19 protein-coding genes and 2 pseudogenes are annotated in these 18214 nt (G+C 69.1%); 14 read left to right on the plus strand and 7 right to left on the minus strand.

The window, feature by feature from the left end; genetic code table 11:
* Positions 1-246 precede the first annotated feature (246 nt).
* Positions 247-390, plus strand: a complete 144-nt coding sequence (locus PKE99_RS08855; RefSeq protein WP_156067170.1) for a thiolase C-terminal domain-containing protein — start codon at positions 247-249, stop codon at positions 388-390.
* 40 nt (positions 391-430) lie between these two features.
* Positions 431-877 carry a Zn-ribbon domain-containing OB-fold protein gene (locus tag PKE99_RS08860; RefSeq protein WP_051736826.1) on the plus strand — a complete coding sequence of 149 codons (447 nt, stop codon included), beginning with the start codon at positions 431-433 and terminating at the stop codon, positions 875-877.
* 252 nt (positions 878-1129) lie between these two features.
* Here PKE99_RS08860 and PKE99_RS08865 read toward each other — a convergent pair.
* A pseudogene (locus PKE99_RS08865) lies at positions 1130-1300 on the minus strand (hypothetical protein); the annotation flags it as partial.
* A pseudogene (locus PKE99_RS08870) lies at positions 1279-1572 on the minus strand (DDE-type integrase/transposase/recombinase); the annotation flags it as partial. The pseudogenes PKE99_RS08865 and PKE99_RS08870, both read right to left, overlap by 22 nt.
* Positions 1573-2292: 720 nt before the next feature.
* Between PKE99_RS08870 and PKE99_RS08875 the strand changes: the two are divergent.
* From PKE99_RS08875 to PKE99_RS08885, 3 genes are all read left to right on the plus strand, one after another.
* Positions 2293-3702: a ParB/RepB/Spo0J family partition protein gene (locus tag PKE99_RS08875; protein ID WP_269322921.1), complete on the plus strand. Its 1410-nt coding sequence runs from the start codon at positions 2293-2295 to the stop codon at positions 3700-3702.
* A gap of 121 nt (positions 3703-3823) precedes the next feature.
* Positions 3824-4696, plus strand: a complete 873-nt coding sequence (locus tag PKE99_RS08880; RefSeq protein ID WP_051736827.1) for a bifunctional DNA primase/polymerase — start codon at positions 3824-3826, stop codon at positions 4694-4696.
* A 42-nt stretch (positions 4697-4738) separates the two neighbouring features.
* Positions 4739-5398 (plus strand): hypothetical protein, encoded by a 660-nt coding sequence (locus PKE99_RS08885; protein WP_271214863.1) that lies wholly within the window; start codon positions 4739-4741, stop codon positions 5396-5398.
* Positions 5399-5465: 67 nt separating this feature from the next.
* Here PKE99_RS08885 and PKE99_RS08890 read toward each other — a convergent pair whose 3' ends face one another.
* On the minus strand, positions 5466-5771 hold the full coding sequence (locus tag PKE99_RS08890; RefSeq protein ID WP_037041117.1) for a hypothetical protein: 306 nt from the start codon (positions 5769-5771) through the stop codon (positions 5466-5468).
* A gap of 367 nt (positions 5772-6138) precedes the next feature.
* On the opposite strand from PKE99_RS08890, the gene PKE99_RS08895 reads away from it, so the two are divergent.
* The 3 genes from PKE99_RS08895 to PKE99_RS08905 all read left to right on the plus strand — a co-directional run bounded on the left by PKE99_RS08895 (position 6139) and on the right by PKE99_RS08905 (position 8432).
* Positions 6139-6954, plus strand: coding sequence for a hypothetical protein (locus tag PKE99_RS08895; RefSeq protein WP_231498046.1), 816 nt, complete (start codon positions 6139-6141; stop codon positions 6952-6954).
* Between the two features lie 740 nt (positions 6955-7694).
* Positions 7695-7877, plus strand: a complete 183-nt coding sequence (locus PKE99_RS08900) for a hypothetical protein (protein WP_037041119.1) — start codon at positions 7695-7697, stop codon at positions 7875-7877.
* Positions 7878-7922: 45 nt separating this feature from the next.
* Positions 7923-8432, plus strand: coding sequence for an Rv3235 family protein (locus PKE99_RS08905; protein ID WP_037041121.1), 510 nt, complete (start codon positions 7923-7925; stop codon positions 8430-8432).
* Between the two features lie 400 nt (positions 8433-8832).
* On the opposite strand, the gene PKE99_RS08910 is transcribed toward PKE99_RS08905, so the two are convergent.
* Together PKE99_RS08910 and PKE99_RS08915 are read right to left on the minus strand one after the other, a co-directional pair.
* Positions 8833-9681 carry an SLATT domain-containing protein gene (locus tag PKE99_RS08910; RefSeq protein WP_231498047.1) on the minus strand — a complete coding sequence of 283 codons (849 nt, stop codon included), beginning with the start codon at positions 9679-9681 and terminating at the stop codon, positions 8833-8835.
* Between the two features lie 819 nt (positions 9682-10500).
* Positions 10501-11421: a DUF4190 domain-containing protein gene (locus PKE99_RS08915; RefSeq protein WP_081923788.1), complete on the minus strand. Its 921-nt coding sequence runs from the start codon at positions 11419-11421 to the stop codon at positions 10501-10503.
* Positions 11422-11647: 226 nt separating this feature from the next.
* On the opposite strand from PKE99_RS08915, the gene PKE99_RS08920 reads away from it, so the two are divergent.
* Together PKE99_RS08920 and PKE99_RS08925 are read left to right on the plus strand one after the other, a co-directional pair.
* On the plus strand, positions 11648-11854 hold the full coding sequence (locus PKE99_RS08920; protein ID WP_037041699.1) for a hypothetical protein: 207 nt from the start codon (positions 11648-11650) through the stop codon (positions 11852-11854).
* A complete protein-coding gene (locus tag PKE99_RS08925; RefSeq protein ID WP_037041123.1) occupies positions 11855-12274 on the plus strand; it encodes a type II toxin-antitoxin system VapC family toxin in 420 nt (139 codons plus the stop codon).
* A 396-nt stretch (positions 12275-12670) separates the two neighbouring features.
* On the opposite strand, the gene PKE99_RS08930 is transcribed toward PKE99_RS08925, so the two are convergent.
* Entirely contained in the window at positions 12671-13372 is a 702-nt protein-coding gene (locus PKE99_RS08930) for a LysR family substrate-binding domain-containing protein (protein ID WP_037041125.1), read from the minus strand.
* Positions 13373-13415: 43 nt separating this feature from the next.
* On the opposite strand from PKE99_RS08930, the gene PKE99_RS08935 reads away from it, so the two are divergent.
* The gene (locus PKE99_RS08935; protein ID WP_037041127.1) at positions 13416-13817 is read left to right on the plus strand and encodes a DUF5997 family protein; all 402 of its coding nucleotides are present in this window, start codon (positions 13416-13418) and stop codon (positions 13815-13817) included.
* A gap of 77 nt (positions 13818-13894) precedes the next feature.
* Here the strand turns inward: PKE99_RS08935 and PKE99_RS08940 are convergent, their stop codons facing one another.
* Positions 13895-14929 carry an AraC family transcriptional regulator gene (locus tag PKE99_RS08940; protein ID WP_037041130.1) on the minus strand — a complete coding sequence of 345 codons (1035 nt, stop codon included), beginning with the start codon at positions 14927-14929 and terminating at the stop codon, positions 13895-13897.
* 215 nt (positions 14930-15144) lie between these two features.
* Here PKE99_RS08940 and PKE99_RS08945 point away from each other — a divergent pair, with 215 nt between their 5' ends.
* From PKE99_RS08945 to PKE99_RS08955, 3 genes are read left to right on the plus strand one after another with little or no spacing between them, the layout of a single operon-like run.
* Entirely contained in the window at positions 15145-16134 is a 990-nt protein-coding gene (locus PKE99_RS08945; protein WP_037041700.1) for a quinone oxidoreductase family protein, read from the plus strand.
* 53 nt (positions 16135-16187) lie between these two features.
* Positions 16188-17108, plus strand: a complete 921-nt coding sequence (locus PKE99_RS08950) for a TauD/TfdA dioxygenase family protein (RefSeq protein ID WP_081923789.1) — start codon at positions 16188-16190, stop codon at positions 17106-17108.
* Positions 17109-17155: 47 nt separating this feature from the next.
* Positions 17156-18208, plus strand: coding sequence for a beta-keto acid cleavage family enzyme (locus PKE99_RS08955; protein ID WP_037041132.1), 1053 nt, complete (start codon positions 17156-17158; stop codon positions 18206-18208).
* The last annotated feature ends 6 nt before the right edge of the window (positions 18209-18214 follow it).

Consider the following 18214-nt stretch of genomic DNA (forward strand, 5'->3'; position numbering starts at 1 on the left):
TTGCATCAGCCGGCCTGGACCCGGCACTGCGAGACCCTCGGTGGCGTCCACCCGCCTTCGGCAGGCCACTGCCGGATCGCCGGGGGCGAGGCTACGGCCGCCAGTGGGCCGACTTCAGGATCGCGTTCGCCCGGCACAGCTCACGGACCTCAGGCTCGAGCTCCGCCAACCGAGCGTGGAGACGCTTCCGCCGGCGGACGCCGGGTCGGCCTTCGCGTCCAGGACGAGCCGGCTCGCTGCGCCCACGTGGCGGGCTTCAACGGGCTCACCGAGCTGGTCAAGCAGCTGCGGGGTCAGGCGGGCCGGGCGCAGGTCGAGAACGCCGAGGTCGCCATGCACGCCACCGAGGGGAACATGGGCTGCGGTGGCGTCACCATCCTGACGAGTTGAGCCCTCGTCCCCGGCCCCGACATCTCCGCGAGAGGAACACTTGAAGCGACCCGCACCCTCCGACCTCCGGCTCCCGCCCTGCGAGGGCCCGTTGCCGGACGTGGACCGGCCGCTCACCCGCGAGTACTGGAAGGGCACCCGGCGGCACGAGCTGCTCGCCCAACAGTGCTCGGACTGCGGGCGGGTGCGCTGGCTCCCCAAGCCGATGTGCCCGCGGTGCAACTCCTTCGCGGCGACCTGGGTGAGCACCGGGACCACCGGGACCGTCTTCTCGTTCATCATCAGCTACCGCGGCTTCGGCGCCTACTGGGAGAAGCGCGTCCCGTACGTCGTCGCGCTGGTGGAGATGGACGACGAGCCGTCGGTGCGGCTCATGACCGACCTGGTCGGCTGCGAGCCCAACGAGGTACACGTCGGGATGCCGGTGTCGGTGGTCTTCGATGACGTCACCGAGGAGGTCACGCTCCCGCGGTTCGGTCCGGTCTGACGAAGAGGAACGGGTGTCGACTCGGTCGTCGCGTACGGCGACCGAGCCGAGCCGTGTCCGTCCTCGTAGACACCGGGCTCAACTTGCGTCGCGCCTCAGGTCCGGTGTCCACGGTCAGCCACCCGCGAGGCCGAGGATCTCAAAGGTCACGCCGTTGTCGTTCTTGATGTGGACGGCTCGCAGGAACCTCATTTTCCTGCCCGCGACCCACGTTCACATGTGGCGGGGCCCCAGCCCGGACCTCCATACCGTCTAAGCTGCCCGGACAGAGTGGTCAAGCGGGTGATGGGTGGCTGACCGCCGAGGGCCGTGTGGGCCTGTGGTGTTGTACTCGTGCAGGAACGCCGGGGATGGCCTTCCGGCGTTGTGACTCGCTGGGGTAAAGCGTCGGAACGGATTGCGATCGGCCAGGGTGCGGCGGAACCGCTCGATCGTCTTGTTCGTCCGCGGCCGGTAGGGCCGGGTTGGGCGTGGCGAGATGCCCAGCCCGGCGAAGGTGTCGCGGCACAGGTGTGACCGGTAGGCCGCCCGTTCTCCGACAGCACCCGCATGGCGCTGACACCGAGTCCTGTGTACCAGGCGACGGCACGACGAAGCACGGCCGTCGCGGTGGCGGCGGACTCGTCGTCGTGGATCTCGGCGTAGGCGACGCGGGAGTGGTCGTCGATCACGGTGTGGACGTAGGCGTGGCCGATGGTCGACACCATCCCGGCGCTGAGCGCCCGACCAGAAGAGAAGATCACGCGGTCGTCGTCACAAACCATGCCGGCGGGCTTGACCCAGGAGCCGTACTCCACGCCTCGCTCATGCCGCACATGCGCTCCACCTGGAACGACGGATGCAAATGCGCCTGCAGCAGGCTCACCCTTTCGTGTCGATCTCTCGGAGGGGTTGCCTCTGTGTGGCCCCGCCACCGATACGCGCCGCCGAAAGGGGTTTCACTAAGCCCGGGGTAGCGCGCCCTGCAGCGAGTCTGGTCTGTCTCCTTGGCCGAGCTTGCTCGTGTCGTCCCCCGTCGCAAAGCCGGTCCCGAGAGATCCTTTGCGGCCCTTCGGGTGCGCTGCGCCCGCAAAGCATCTTCGGGCTGCGGCTTGGCGGCGGGCCCCTACGACACGGCAGAGGCGCTCTCAGGGCGATGCGGCGTCCCGCCGATCGCCCCGCCTGACGGCCAAGGAGAGCAGACCCATGAGTCCCGAAATCAAACCCAGCTGCCCGGAATGCGGCGACCCCGTGGTGCCGGTCCCGCCGGTCAACTGGATCACCCCCGGCCCGACCCCGGCCTGGACCCACAGGTCCGACGGCACCGCGTTGTGCCCGGTAGTCACCCCCGCCGGTTACCGGCCCGCGGAGCCGGTGACTCACCTGAACAGCCCCGATCTGGTGCTGATCATCCGTGGGCGGGAGGCGACCCGATGATGCTGCTTAGTCTGCATCCGGCTGCTCTGTCGTTCGAGCCGAACGTGCGAACGGACGCAAAGCTATCGCGCGAGTTCATTGCGAGCGTGCGTGAACGAGGTGTGCTCCAGCCCGTGGTGGCCTACCCGGGCGCCGACGGGCTGGTGGTTCAGATGGGGCAACGCCGCACCCTGGCGGCGGTGGAGTGCGGCCTGGAGACGGTCCCGGTCCTGCTGGTGGACGAGCCGAAGGACGTGGACCGGGTGGTGGATCAGATCGTGGAGAACGACCAGCGCGCCGAGCTGTCCACCAGTGACCGGGTGAAGGGCTGGGAACAGCTCGCCGCAATCGGGCTCTCGGCGGCCGCGATCGCCAAGCGCACCGGCGCGAAGAAGGCCGACGTGGCGACCGGGCTGAAGGTCGCGGGTTCGGAGTTGGCGTCGAGGGCGGGGGAGCGCTTCGACTTCCTCACCCTGGACCAGGCCGCCGCGGTCGCGGAGTTCGAGTCCGAGCCCGACGCGGTGAAGGCGATCGTGGCTGCGGCGAAGACCGGCGGGTTCGAGCACACGGTGCAGCGGCTGCGCGACCACCGCGCGGAGGCTGACGCGTTCGCCGCGGTGCGGGCGGAGCTGACCGGCGCCCGAGTGGAGGTGATCGAGCGGGACGCACTCGAGTGGCCTGCGGCGCGGTTGGACAACCACCGGCTCGACCCGGCCGAGCACGTCGGTTGCCCGGGGCATGCGGCCTACGTCGGCTACGGGTTCGGAACCGACCGGAAGGCTGAGGCGATCTTCGTGTGCCGCGATGTCGTCGCCCACGGCCACGTCGAGGCCAGCGCCGCCCCGGCCGGGGTGAAGCGGGCGATGACGGAGGAGGAGAAGGCGGCGCGGCGGGTGGTGATCGAACGCAACCGGGAGTGGAAGTCCGCGACCGTGGTCCGGCGGGAGTGGCTGCGAGCGTTCGCGGCACGCAAGGCGGTGCCTGAGGGCGCGGAGCGGTTCGTCCTGGCGTGTCTGCTGGCCGGTGATCACCAGATCCGCCAGGCCCTGGAGGCGGGGTGGCCGCTGCTGCGCGAGCTGCTCGGCCACGAGCCCGATCCGACGGACCGGTTCCGCGCCGGAGCCGGGCGGGTGGGGCAGCTGCTGGAGATCCTGTCCGCGGCGTCGCCGAAGCGGTCCACCGTGCTGACCGTCGCCGCGGTGTTGTGCGCGTGGGAGGACCGGACCGGCCCCCACACCTGGCGCAACCCGTCCACGGACACTGCCCGCTACCTGGGGCAGATGCAGTCCTGGGGTTATGAGCTCTCCGACGTCGAGTCGTTGGCGGTGACCGGCCGCGAGCCCGACACCGAGGACGGCTCCGATACCGAGGACACCTCGACCGGGCCGAGGCCACCGGTGCCAGCGGGGTCGGTGGGGTCGGTGGACTGAGTCGACGGGGCTGGTGTCGTGCGGCGCCGTGCAGCACAGCGCAGCACGGTGCTGCGCGACATCGCCCCGGAGCCGCTCACCTGTGATAACGACCATCCCCCACAGGCAATGAGGAGGATTGATGGATGGCAAGGCGAGGGCGAGGACGCTGCGGGGTGTGGCCGAGCGGGCGGTCGCGGCGGGTTTCCACGTGTTCCCCGTACGGCCCCGGGCGAAGACCCCGGCGATCCCGGCGTGGGAGCAGGCCGCGACCCGCGACCCGGCCCAGATCGAGCGGTGGTGGAGGTCGGTCCCGTTCAACGTGGGTCTCGCGGTCGGCCGCTCCGGAATCGTCGTGATCGACCTCGACCAACCCAAGCCCGACACCACCGACCCCGCCCGCCGGGCGCGGTCGGGGCGTGAAGCGCTGCTGGACCTCGCGGTCGCTCACGGACAGGTGCTGCCGGTGACGGCGTCGGTCCGCACACCTTCCGGCGGGGAGCACCGCTACTTCCGGATGCCGAACGGGGTCGAGCTGCGCAACAGCCAGGGCCTGCTCGCGCCGCTGATCGACACCCGCGGCGCGGGAGGCTACGTCCTGGCTGCGGGATCGGTGCTTCCCGCAGGGCGCTACGTCGGCGACGGCGGCGTGATCGCCGAGCTCCCGGCGTGGCTCGCCACCTTGCTGACACCACCGGTCGTCCACACGGCGGAGCCGCAGTTGCGGTTGAGCCGGACGCGGGCGACTGCCTACCTCGACGCGATTCTCATCGACGAGACCGCTGCGGTCACTCACGCTGCGGTGGGCACCAGACACACTGCGCGGCTGCGCGCCGCCCGGACCTTGGGGCGGTTGGTCGCGGGCGGCGAGCTGGACCTCGACGAGGCCCGGTCGGTGCTGTTGCAGGCGGCCCGGACTCATGTCGGGGCGGACACGACGGTGCGGGAGGTCGAGCGCGACGTCGAGGACGGGCTGGCGTTCGGGGCGCGTCGACCGCGTCGGATCACCCGCTGAGTAACCGAGACCCGGTAGGCGATGTGGACGACATCGCTCACGGTGACGTTCGAATTCGTGGTGCAGCGGTTACCTTCCCCGGTGACGGAAGGAGCCACAGTGGCGGATGAGAAGCCTGGGACGGCGGCGCGGTCGATCCAGGGCGAGCAGCAAGACGACCTGCAGCAGGGCTATGTGCGGGCCTCGGAAGAAGACGTCGACCTCTACGTCGACGGGGTCTCCGACGAGGTCATCATGTGCCGGGAACGGGGCAGGCATCTGTTCCCGACGATCCGCCAGGCCGGGATCCACTTCTCCGAGGTCGACGAAGAGGGCCTGTTCATCCGTCGTCTGACCTGCACCTGCTGCCGGTTGGCGGTGCGGGTCGAGCGGTGGGAGGGCGCCCGCCGCGGTGGCCGGACCCGGTTCGCCCGGGTCACCTCCGGGCTGGTCTACCAAGACGGCCCGAACGGTGAGGCGTACCTGGCGCCGTCGGGACGCGGGCACATGACCCCGCGCCAGATCGGTGACTCCGTCGCTTCGAAGGCGTTGGCCGGTCAAAGCCTCACCGCACTGCGCAAGGCTGCAAAGGACGCCCAGAAGGCGGCCGAGCAGGCCGCCCAGAAGCCGTCGGCCCGGAAGCCGACCGGGAACGCGACTCCGAGGGCCGCAGCGAAGAAGTCGTCGACGACCGCGGCGAAGCGCGGCGCCACGAAGAAGTAGACGCGCTCCCGGCCACGCATCGATCGGCCCGCCAACGGTCGTTCCACGGACCGCCAGGTCGGTATGATCAGGGTTCGTCGCCGTCTGGCGCCGGCCGTGCGTCGCCGTTGGCGCCGCGATCCTGGGCCGTGCTGTCGGCGCTGGGCTGTTGGTGGGCGGCGATGCGGGCGTAGAGGGTGATGTTCTCGGCGAACATGACCTCGAGCAGTCGCATCACCCCCGCTTCGGCGTGCTCGGCGGCGAATCGGTCGATCACGGCCCGGGCCGTCTGCCGACCCTGGTCCTTGTCGGAGTCGGCGAGAATTGCCCGCACGGCCTCATACATCGAGGCCCGGATCTCACGCTCGCTCGGGGACTGCGGCTCGTCCTCCACGACGGCTGATCATGCCGGCTCCCGTCCGAGCCGGAGCTTGCTTCAGCGAGGCTCGTCCGGTGTGGTCGGCCGGGTCGAGGCGTCGCCGGGGTGATGAGGGCGTCGGACTCTGCACCCGGGCCGGGGCTTTCGGTCGATGCCCCGGTCGCCCGCGCCGACGCGGGTGAGATCACCGCGGCGGCGAGCGCGGGTGGGCGGCGGCGGGGTAGTGATCTCACGCCGGTCGGGCGAGCCCGAGGCCCCGCCCACGCCCCGGACCCGGGTGCGGGCGAGCCACGCCTCATCACCTCGGTGGGGCCGCCCCGGGGCCCCGGCTCCCCCCGCCGGGATCTCCCCGGGGCGTCCTGCGGCTCCACAGGAGCACACCATGACCGTCCGTCAGCCCCACCAGCCTAATGCCGCGAGCAGCGGCCTGTTGACCCGCCGTAACGCCCGCCTCGACGAGATCGTCGAGGTCCTGCGCGCGCAGCAGGACGTGAAGCTCGACCTTGTCGCCCCGGCCCGCGATCTACGTAGTGTCGGCGCGGACCTGCACGTCGTCGGCGCAGACACGGTGTTGTCGGTCGACGGGGTCACCCGCGCCTATGCCATCCTCACCGCGACCCATGCCGCTGATGGTGATCTCGCGGCGAAGCTCGACATCCCGGCCGCCTACCTTCGCCGGCTGCGGGTGCAGCGGCCGGAGTTGTTCGACGCCAACGTCAACGGCTGGCTGCAGCATCGCCCCGACCGCAGGTTCTTGGTCCGCGGCCTGCACGAGGCCGGGTCCGGGCGCACGGGGGTGCTGCGGGCGGTGCTGTCGGACTCCTACCGCATCGTGGACAACCTCGACGTCCTGATGACCGCACTGTCCGGGATCCGCGCCGCCGGCGCAGCGGTCGACATCACCTCCGCGGACCTGACAGAGACCCACATGCACGTCAAGGTCCGGTCAACCGAGATCGCCGAACACGCCCCCGCGCTGCTGCGCGACTACCGGTCCCCCTTCACCGGGGCCCGCGGCAGCGACAACCCGCTCGTGTGGGCGGGGTTCGTGCTGTCCAACTCCGAGACCGGTTCGGGAGCGTTCACCATCGCCCCGCAGCTGACCGTGCAGATCTGCAACAACGGCATGACCCTGACCAAGCACGTGCTCAAGGAGGTTCACCTCGGCGGCAAGCTGCCCGCCGGGCAGGTCCGCTAGGGCGCCGACACGCACGCAGCCGCGCTGGATCTGGAGCTGAAAAAGGCCCGCGACGCGGTCGCGACGTTCCTGGATCGCGACTTCGTCACCGCGCAGCTGGCCGAGATCACCGCCGACGCCGCAGTCCCGGTCGCCCGGCCCGCGGAGACCATCGAGCACGTCGCCCGCAAGCTCGCCTTCAACTCCGAGGCGCAGGAGCTGATCCTCAACCACTTCCTGCTCGGCGGGGACCCGACCTCCGGTGGGGCCCTGCACGCGGTCACCTCCGCCGCCCAACTCACCCCCGACACCGACGCCGCCCACGAGATGGAACGCCACGCCCTACGCGCGATGACCCTCGCCGCACACCACGCCACCCACACCGGCTGACCCGACCTGGCTGGGGCGGTACCCGCGCAGGGCGTCGCCCCACCCCGCGGGCCGTGAACGAGGGCGCTGGCCGCTGCCGGAGTGGGTGGTGTGCAGGTCCTCGATGGTGGCGTGGGGTCGTGTCCTCCGGTGACCGGCACTGGTGGATCGCCCGGAGGTCAGCAGAACAGGGCCGGGGCGAGCGAGAGATGAACCCGGCCGATCCATCCCGGTGAGACCACCGCGCCGGTCCCCATCGTCGGCCGGCGGTGGCAGGGGAGTGGCCTCACCGGGATGAACCAGCCGGAACCCCCTCCCGGCCCTTCGGGCCCCCGACCCCGTCCTGCTGAGGCGGTGCCGCGCCCCACCCGCACCGATCACCGGAGGACACGATGGCTTTCACCGCCGAGGACCTGCACACCACCCGCCAGGACCACTACTTCTTCGCCGCCATGACCCCCGCGGAGTTCGACCGCTACGTCGAGCGCACCGAGGACATCCTCGCCGGCCTGGGCCCAGAGGCCACCCTCGCCCAGGTCTGGCAGGCCCCGATCGAGCTGAACCCGCCCTTCTGAGTCCCGCAGGCATCGCACCCCCTGCCGAGGCTGAGGAGGCCTGCCATGAGCACTGCACTTGACCAGCACGAGGAGCACACCCAAGATCTGCTCCGGCGCGCTCTCGGGCTACCGGTGCGCCGCCCCTACATCTGGGACGGCCAGGATCTGCACGCGCCCTGCGTCACCTGCGGGCACCAGTCCCTGCCCGAGCACACCCGCCCGATCCCGCAAGGCACTCCGGTTGTCGACTTTGTGCCCGATCTGGCTGCCTTGCGCACGGCTGCGGTCACCACGGCGATGGTGGTCGAGGTCATCGACCGCCGGCGGCCGCGTCGTCACATCCGGGATCAAGTCACACCCGAGGTCCTGCGCTACATCGAGGCGCTACCGACCGACGGGCACGGCATGCGCGGCGGTGCGCGGCTCCTGCGCCTGCACGCTCGACAGCCTCACCGCGGCGCTGTGGAAGTCGCCGCCACCATCCGCCTCGCGGGACGTCTGCGTGCGGTTGCCGCGTCCTTCGGCCGCAGCTGGGACGGCCAGTGGCAGTGCGAGTCCGCACGGGTGCTGTAAGCGATGGCGGGTCGAGGCCATAGACCTCGACCCGCCACTGGCCCGTACGTGTGGGGCTGACTCAGCCGAAGATGTGACGCTTCGTGACGAGCCTGCGAGGCGATATGCGCCGCCGCCGCCGACCTCGGAGGACCGAGGCCTCGGCGGCCGGGAACGAAACGGTAAACAGGGCGGCCTGAGACAGGACGAGACGCATGGGAGCGTCCGCGGCTTCCGAGAATCCGTCTGCAGGCCAGACAGAAACGGCGGATTATGTCCGGCTGCCGTATGGATATGTGAGTCGGAGGACTGCCCGGCAAGGGAGTGGGGTGACCGGCCGGTCTGCAGGGATCAGGGCCCGACTTCGTGGTTGTGCTTTAGACCTCGCTGTCCGGCTGAGCTGCTGTATCCGGCTTGCGGCTTACTCTGCGACCGCGCGCTCGTCAGGCGGCTGCTCCAGGTTCTGCTGGCGCTTCTTTTGTTCGGACTTGAGACGGTGAATCTCCTCTACGAATTCTGCGAGCGCCAACTCCTCGTTATCGCCGAATTGCTTATAGCGCCCGACTCCGACCTCAACGGCTTCCCATTCGTTTTCAATGGCATCTGCCGTCTGCTGAAGATAGAAGCTTCGCTCCTTGTACTTGAAATACCCGGTGAATCCGCTCGATATGCCCACTGCGAACGTTAGTCCTAGTGTTACCCAACGCAGAAATGGGTACTCGCCGATGATGCCAGCAATGCCTGTAGCAGCCAGAGAGCCGATGATGAGGATACCTTGTAGGAAGTTGCTGACGTTGCGATATCGCCCACCGTCTGCTCTAAGGCGATCTATGTCTGCAAAAGCGTCCTCTTTGTACGCGACTCTCCGCACTTTGAAGGGGGTATCGAAGCTTGCTATTAAATGCTTTCGGTCGTCACGCAGGCGTGCCAAGTCGAGCTCGATGTCGCCCTCGAGCTTGTATTCGCGGTCTTGCCAGATTGATCCCCCAGTAGGAAATCCGGGGTGCGATTTCAGGAAGTATGAGGCGACGCAGAATGAGACGGCCAGGGGGATGGCGGGAATGTATACTGCCCACAAGACTGGGCGCGGGATCCACTCCACCCACCAGGCTGCATAGAGGATGAGTCCAAGCAAGGGGCCTAGTGCTAACGATAAATTCGATCGACGGCTTCGCTTCCTTGCTACATTTAATGCGTGTTCATTCTCGCGAATTTGATGACTAAGGAAGCGAAGATCATACCCATGGCTTTCCTGATCCGCTTGAGTCACAGAGAACTCCAAATATAGGGCAGTTAGAATTGACAAGTTCGGGTTATAGAAGGCTTACGCGGTTGGCGGAATCAGCATTAAGACTCTCGCTGCGGGTCGAAATATCACTCCGCCCGAGGAGGCTGCAAGACCGGCGCAATAGTCGGCAATACGAATTGCTTGCGTTAATTCGATCTCCGCTGAGTCTACCGAAACGACGCTTGGTTCGAGGTAGGCCTCAGTGACAAGAGCAACGGTTGTATCGAATTGTGTTGCAGACACTCTCCTGACTGATGTGAGGTTGGTTGCCCGCACGGTCGCGGCAGGATCTCGGTTTATTGATTCGGCATGGCCGAAGGCTTTATCGACATTCGCTATGCTGTGCGCTCCTAGAAGCGATTGGGTCGTGCGGGCTGAAGTCGGTCGGTATTGGTGGTTACGGGCAGAAGCCGGGGGTGTTTGGCTCCTTGTCAGCCGCGCTACTGTAAATGCGAGCACGAGGATTGCGCTAGCGGCGAGGACCGTGCTAGCCCATATCGAGAACTCAAGTATTGATGCAGATGTAGTTTCGTCCATTGCCTCAACCTACAAATCGTCGCGAGAGGCCGATGTCTTGGCATTGATGGGGGAGAACGATCACCCGGACGACGAATGCGCTGACGATTTGCAGTCCAATTTCCCCTGTCAACATGAACAAGGAGAATTGAGGGCTGTCGTGTTGGGTCAGCGATCTGAGTGGTAGTTCATCGCCGCCAATTTACGAAATCCGGGTGAGTGTGCCGAGTGCCTCGGCTCGCCCAGGGGTGTCGCGCATGGCGGGTGTCAGCCAGAGTGTGGTTCTTACCTTTGAGTCGTGAAGGCGCCTCGTTCGGAAACGAACATGTTCGGCTCGAGCACAACATAGACGCCGTTGGTGCGGGCCTTGTCTTCAAAGCAGACGTCGCCGGAGACTTTGCCGCCGGGTGCGAGTTCGCCGGTGTCGAGGCCCTTGCCGCCGCCGAAGAACGTGGGGGAGAGGATCGCGCCTGCGGGATCTTGGAGTTCGAAGTCGAACACGCTGAACGATGCGGTCGACGTGCCGCCGTTGGCGTAGGAGACGGTGGTGCACAGCGTCTTCTCGAAGGTCGAGTCGCCGGCGCGTAGGGGTGTGGAGGTGACGGCGAGGCCGTCGAAGGTGACGGTGCCGCCTGCGGCGAGGGCGATGTCGCCGTCCTTCTTCCCAGGGAACGTGGGGCCTGCGTTGACCGGGCCTGCCGGTGCCGCGGTCTCTGCGGAGTCGCTCAAGGCGCTGGACTGGCTCGCCGAGGTGCTATTGGAGGCGCTGGTGCGAGTGTCGTCGACGGCGTTGCCGAAGGCAGCGGCCCAGAGCATGCAGATCAACAGGGCGAGGACGGAGGTAGCGATGCCCGCGATCGCGAGGCCCTTGTTCGTCGCCTCGCCCTTGGACGCCCGGTGGGTGCCGACGCTGCCAAGGATGAGCCCGATGATGCTCAGCGGCAAGGCGATCACCCCGATGATCGGAATGAAGGAAAGGACCAGCGCGATCAGGCCGAGGACGAACCCTGCGGTGCCGAGCCCGTTCTTCGGGGGAGACGGCGGAAGGTGGACAGGCGCGTTGGTCGGGTGCTGAAGGCGCTGATGGGGTACCTGCGGGTATCCGGCGGGCGGGTAGTGCTGGTGCGGATACGGCTGCTGTCCGTACGGGGACTGCGGCGGATGGGGCTGTGGGTGCTGCCCGTACGACGGCGGCTGCGTGGTCACAGTCGTTCCATCGCGACTCCTGGTCTGCCGTTAACCGCCGCTTTACTTGATCATCAGATCTGATGAGCTGGCGCCGAGGCCGCTCCTTCTCAACGTTTGCCAGCGCCGGGAAGGTCGATTCGCCTTAGTCGACAGGTCTCAGGGCACGGTGAGGCCGTCTTCGTGCAGCGCCGTGCTGCACGTGTCTCGGCCTTCGCGGATAGCGGTGTGGCCTACCATCGACGCCATGGGTGCGGAGGGCGATCGCGAGGAGCTGTCCCGTCTGGTGCAGCAGTTGCCGGACGAGTATATCCCTGCTGTGCTCTCGGACTTGCGCCGCCGGTTGGAGAGTGTGCCGTCGTGGCCGCCGGCGTTCTTCGGGATCGAGCCGGGGGACGGCAGCCGGGCCGGGGCTGATCATGACGAGATCCTGGCTGAGGGGTTCGGCCGGTAGGTGATCGTCTGTGACACGGGGCCGTTGGTGGCGGCGGGCCTGTCCAGAGATCCCGATCATCGGGCGTCGGTGGATCTGTTCGCGGCGCTGCACCTGAGCAGGCAGCCGATGGTGGTGCCAGCGCCGATCGTGGCCGAGGTCGGCTACCTGCTCCATCACAAGGGCAGCCCGCGGGCCGAGTCGGCGTTCCTACGCTCCCTCGCGGCGGGCGATTTCCGGACGGTCGAGCTCACGACCGAGGACTACGCGCGGATGGCGGACCTCGTCGACACCTACGCCGACCTCCCGCTCGGGACAAGCGACGCGTCGGTGGTCGCGCTTGCAGAGCGCCTGGGGGCGGCCGAGGTCGCCACCCTCGACCACCGCCACTTCCGCGTCGTTCGGCCGCGGCACGTCGACGCGTTCACGCTCCTCCCGTGAGGCAGCCGGACCTGGGCCTCGGCGAGTGGCCGGATGCCGGGACGCCCGGCACCCGACCACTCTCCGTGTCCGGCGCTCGGGAGAGCTAAGGACTGTTGCTCGTGGAGGTGACCGCCGAGGTGGCGGGCGGAGCCGCTGGCGGGGTGAACTGGGCTTTGACGCAGTTCTGACAACAACAGCGGCCGACGCCGGCTGCTTTCAGGCCACGTGCGCGACCACGTTTCCGCAGTTCAGAAGGCTCTGACCTGCGGAAAGTTCGGGTTCACACCGAAGAGGTCACTGGTTCGATCCCAGTATCGCCCACCAGCCGAAGGCCCTGGTCAGGGCTCCGAACAGGAGCCTTGAGACCAGGGCCTTCGGCTTTGTCCGCCGACCGGCCGACCACCCAGGGTGAATTCAGCGGCGGTGCGTGCCGCGCCGGGCCCGAGGGCGCCGGGCGGAATTCTTCTTCGACGGTCGGGTGTCCCCGGGGTTCCCTTTCGGCGCAGCGGTGCGCGAGCTGTTGACCGTGCGCCCGCGGACGATCCCGATGAACTCCTCCATGAGGTCGGTGTTCTCCGCGTCCGGCCAGGTGAGGACGACGCCCGACCCCGGGGCGTCGACCAGCGGTCGGTAGGTGAGGTCCCGGCGGTGGTGGAGGCGGGCCAGCGACTGGGGGAGGACCAGCAGGCCGACGCCCGCGGCGACGAGCTCGACGGCCTCGGCCGTCGTGGCGGGCTCGAACGCCGCGGCTCGTCCCGGCCGGTCCTCGGGCCAGGCGAGGGTGTCGTCCTGTGGCCGGAGGACGATCTCGTCGGCCAGGTCCGCGACCGTGATCTCCTCGGCCGCGGTGAGCAGGTGCTCCTTCGGCACGACGGCCACGGTGGTCTCGGTGTAGAGCGGGATCGCGTGCAGCCCGGTCCGGTCGATCGGCAGCCGGACGAGTCCGGCGTCCACCGCGCCGGCCCGGACCAGCTCCACCGCCTCGTCCGTGGTCGCCATGACCAGCTGCAGGGGGACGTGGGGACGGCGCTCGGCCCACATCCGCGCCCACTTGCCCGGCGTGACGCCCGGGACGTAGCCGATCCGGAAGGACGCGGTGTCGTTCGGCTCGGTCACCGGCCCAGGCTATCGGCCGGTACGGCCCCGATAATCTGGGCGCATGACGCGGCAGAGGGCGACCCAGACGATGAAGCCCGCGACGGCGGCGAAGAAGCTCGGCGTGCTCCTCGACGCGACGCCCGCCGAGTTCCGGGACGGGGTCGTCTCGCGCGACGAGCTCGACGCCCTGCAGGCCGATCCGCCCGAGTGGTTGCGCGAGCTGCGGCGCAACGGCCCGCACCCCCGCCAGGTCGTCGCGGACCGACTGGGAGTGTCGATCTCCGGGTTGGCCCGTGCCGAGATCACCGAGCCGCTGACCACCGCCCAGATCGCGGCGTTGAAGGAGGAGCAGCCGGAGTGGCTGCGCCGTGAGCGCAGCACCCGGGCGGAGGCTCAGCGTGCGGAGGCCCGACTGCACGCCGAGCGGTCCGGGAGGCCAGGCGGCGATCGCGCCGGGGGATGAGGCGTCCTGTCGACGCATCCGGCGCGGGCGGGCAACGTGCCCGTTCGGCCACCCGGAACGCCTGCGCCCCGTTCGGATCACGGCAGGGTGATCGCGCCGTCGTCCGTGGACGGGAGGCGGGCGGCGTCGCGCCACTGTGAGGGGCTGACGCCGAAGTGGCCGCGGAACCACCGGGAGAAGGTGCTGGGCGCGGCGAACCCCAGCAGCCCGGACACGTCGGTCATCGAGTAGCGGTCGTTGGCCAGGTAGCGCTCTGCCCAGGCGGCGCGCGTCGCGTTCACGATCGAGGAGAAGCTCTCGTGCTCGTCGGCCAGGTGCCGGTGCAGGCTCCGCGGGGTCACCCCGAGGCTGCGTGCCACCTGCGACGTCGAGCAGCGGCCCAGCGGCAGGAGCATCTCGACGAGCTCGCGCACCCGTTGGGTCACCGTCGCCCCCCGCGGTGAGGGCATCGACCGCAGCAGCTGCTGCGTGTAGGGCCGCAGCAGCGGATCCGACATCGCGTTCCCGGCGTCGAGCTGGTCGGCATAGAAGACCAGCCCGGTGAACGGGTGGTCGAACTGCAGCCGGGGCCCGAACGTGCGCCGGTGCGTGTCCAGGACCGCCGGTTCCCTGTGGGAGAAGCACACCGACAGGGGCTCCCACTCCCGGCCCAGGAGCTCCTTGATGATGCCGAGCAGCGCCGCGGTGGCCAGCTCCAGCGACTGACGGGTGGGCGCGGGCTCGGCGAACTCGAGCCAGAGCCGGATCGTCGCCAGGCCGCTCGCCTCGTCGAGGGCCAGGTGCAGGGCCTCGTTGTAGGTGCGCTCGTAACCGGTCAGCAGCCGCAGGGCGCTGCGCAGGTCGGGTTCCTGGCGGAGCACGACGCTGAGCGGCCCGAGCGTCGCCAGCCGGCGGTGGGCGGCCAGGAGCAGGCCGAAGTCCTCGTGCCCCGAGCGCCGGGCCGACAGCTCCAGCAGCCGGGCGACCTCGGCCGCCGGGATCCACCTGTCCGGGACGGCGATGTCGGCGATGTCGAGCCCGACACCGGTCATGAGCCGGTCGGGGTCGAGCCCGTGGGACCGCGCGAGCGCGACGTAGCCGTCGAGCGTGGCGGAGCGGCAGCAGGGACGCATCGTCGACCCCCCGGGTTGTCCGAACAAGCTAAGGCATGTGTCCGGATCCGTACAGCCCCGCCGCCCTGCCGCTGCCATTGTTGTCTCGTCGCACAAGGGGCTCGGGAGAACCGGGAGAACCTCCGGGAAGCCGCCCCACGACGTTCTGTCGCACCTGCCGCGCGCTTTCCCTTCGCTGTTCGTGCACTCGTTCCGGAAACATGGAGGACCTGTTCATGGCGAAAGGCATCCGCTTCTACGAGCCCGGCGGACCCGAGGTTCTGCAATGGGAATCCCTCGACGTGGGTGACCCCGGCCCGGGCGAGGTGCGGATCCGCCACGCCGCGGTCGGTCTGAACTTCGCCGACACGTATTTCCGGACGGGCCTGTACCCCGCCGCGCTGCCCGCCGGAATGGGCGTCGAGGCCGCCGGCGTCGTCGAGGCCGTCGGGCCCGGCGTGACCGGCTTCGCCGAGGGTGACCGCGTCACCTACACCGGCAGCCCGTTGGGTGCCTACAGCACCGAGCGCGTGATGGGCACCGAGTCGCTGATCGCGCTGCCCGACTCCATCCCGTTCGAGACCGCCGCAGCGATGACCATGCGCGGCCTGACCACGGCCTACCTGCTCCGTCGTATCGCGGACCTCGCACCGGGCGACACCGTTCTGCTGCACGCCGCCGCCGGCGGCGTGGGCCTGCTCTTCACCCAGTGGGCCGGCCTGCTCGGGCTGAACGTCATCGGCACCGTCTCCACCGACGAGAAGGCCGAGATCGCGAAGGCGCACGGCTGCACGCACACCATCGTCCACACCCGCGAGGACGTCGCGGAGCGGGTCCGCGAGCTCACCGACGGCGCGGGCGTCCCCGTCGTCTACGACAGCATCGGCAGGACCACGGTCCCGTCGTCGCTGGACTGTCTCGCGCGGCGCGGCCTGCTCGTCTGCTTCGGCACGTCGTCGGGGCCCGTCCCGCCGATCGACGCCATGCAGCTCGCGGTCAAGGGCTCGCTGTTCGTCACCCGGCCGGCGCTGGCCGACTACATCGCGGACGAGCGGGAGCGCGCGGCGCTCGCCGGTGAGCTGTTCGACCACGTCGGGTCCGGGCGCATCACCGTCGGGATCAACCAGCGCTACGCCCTCGAGGACGCCGCGCGCGCCCACCGCGACCTGGAGTCGGGCCGCGGCGTCGGCTCCTCGGTCTTCTGCCTGGAGTCCGGCACCGCCTGAGTGCCCACGGCTCCCGGTCATCCCGCCACCACCGCATCGAACAGGAGAAACGCATGTACGAGGTCCTCGAGGGGACGACGGAGCCGCGTCAGGACTTCCCGTCGTTCCGGGTGGGTTCCGAACCGATCGAGGTCGTCCCGCTCACCGCGAGCATCGGGGCCGAGCTGCGCCGGGTCAGCCTGGCCCGGGCGTCGCGCGACGCCGTGCTCTTCGCCGAGCTCCGGGAGCTGCTGCTCCGCTACAAGGTCCTCTTCTTCCGTGACCAGGACATGACCCGCGCCGAGCACGTGGCACTCGCCGAGCGGTTCGGCGCGCTCGAGGACCACCCGGTCGCCGGCAGCGATCCGCAGCACCCCGGCCTCGTCCGCATCTACAAGGACCTGGACAGCCCGCCCGAGCACTACGAGAACGCGTTCCACTGCGACGCGACGTGGCGGGCGGCGCCGCCCATGGGCTCGGTGCTCCGCTGCGTCGAGAGCCCCTCGGTCGGTGGGGACACGATCTGGGTGAACATGGCGGAGGCCTACCGGCGGCTGCCCGAGCACGTGCAGGACCGGATCGGCGGCCTGCGGGCGCGGCACAGCATCGAGGCCAGCTTCGGTGCGGCGATGCCCCCGGAGCAGCGGCACGCGCTGCACGAGCGCTTCCCCGACGCCGAGCACCCGGTGGTGCGGACCCACCCCGAGACCGGCGAGCAGATCCTCTTCGTCAATGCGTTCACGACGCATTTCACGAACTACCACACGCCCGAGAACGTCCGTTTTGGATACGACTACTCGCCGGGCGGCAGTGAACTGCTGAACTACCTGATCAGGCAGGCCTTCGTGCCCGAGTTCCAGGTGCGCTGGCGGTGGACCGAGAACAGCGTCGCGATCTGGGACAACCGATCGACGCAGCACTACGCGGTGCAGGACTACTGGCCCGGCGTCCGCAAGATGGAGCGCGCCGGGATCGTCGGCACCGAGACCTTCTGATCCCTTTCCCCTCGCCTTCCCGACATCCTTCCGACAGGAGAAACGGCATGTACTTCCTCGACGACTCCCTCCTCCCGGAGAACCAGGAGAAGCTGGTCATCACCGCGGCCCCTTACGGGCCGGAGTGGGAACCCGCGGACTTCCCGGAGGACATCCCGCTGACGATGGACCAGCACGTCCAGCAGGCGGTGGACTGCTGGAACGCCGGCGCCACCGTGCTGCACGTCCACGTCCGCGAGCTGGACGGCAAGGGCTCCAAGCGGCTGTCGCAGTTCAACGAGCTGCTGCGCCGGCTGCGCGAGGCCGTGCCGGAGATGATCCTGCAGGTCGGCGGCTCGATCTCCTTCGCGCCCGAGGGCGAGGGCGCCGAGGCCAACTGGCTGTCGGACGACACCCGGCACATGCTCGCCGAGCTGGACCCGAAGCCCGACCAGGTGACCATCGCGATCAACACCTCGCAGATGAACATCGTCGAGATGATGACCGCCTCCGACATCGCCGGCACCTCGTTCGAGCGCCCGGAGCTGTGGGAGGCCTACCGGAACATGGAGGTGCCAGCCAGTCCGTCATGGGTCGAGGAGCACCTCCGGCGGCTGACCGCGAAAGGCATCCAGCCGCACTTCCAGCTCGCGCACTCCGCGCAGCTGGAGACGGTCGAGCGGCTGGTCCGCCGCGGGGTCTACACCGGTCCGCTGAACATCACCTGGGTGGCGATCGGCGGCGGCTTCGACGGCCCGAACCCGTACACGATGATGGACTTCGTCCGCCGGGTGCCGGACGGGGCGTCGCTGACGGTGGAGAGCATCATGCGCAACGTCCTGCCGATCAACACCATGGCGATCGCGATGGGCCTGCACGCCCGCTGCGGCAACGAGGACACCCTCTGGGGCCGGCTCGGTGAGAAGTGCACCTCCGCGGCCGCCGTCGCGCAGCTGGTCCGGATCGCCGAGGAGCTGGGCCGCGGCGTCGCCACGGGCAAGGAGGCCCGCGAGATCTACCGGCTCGACGAGTACTGGGGCAGCGCCGACGAGGCGCTGGCCAAGCTCGGCTACCCGCCGAACCGCAAGCCCGGTCAGGTCGGCTTCACCCACCACGCCTGATCGACG

Origin of the sequence: Pseudonocardia halophobica (assembly GCF_027922425.1) — a bacterium.
In the GTDB taxonomy this organism is placed as follows: Bacteria; Actinomycetota; Actinomycetes; order Mycobacteriales; family Pseudonocardiaceae; genus Pseudonocardia; species Pseudonocardia halophobica.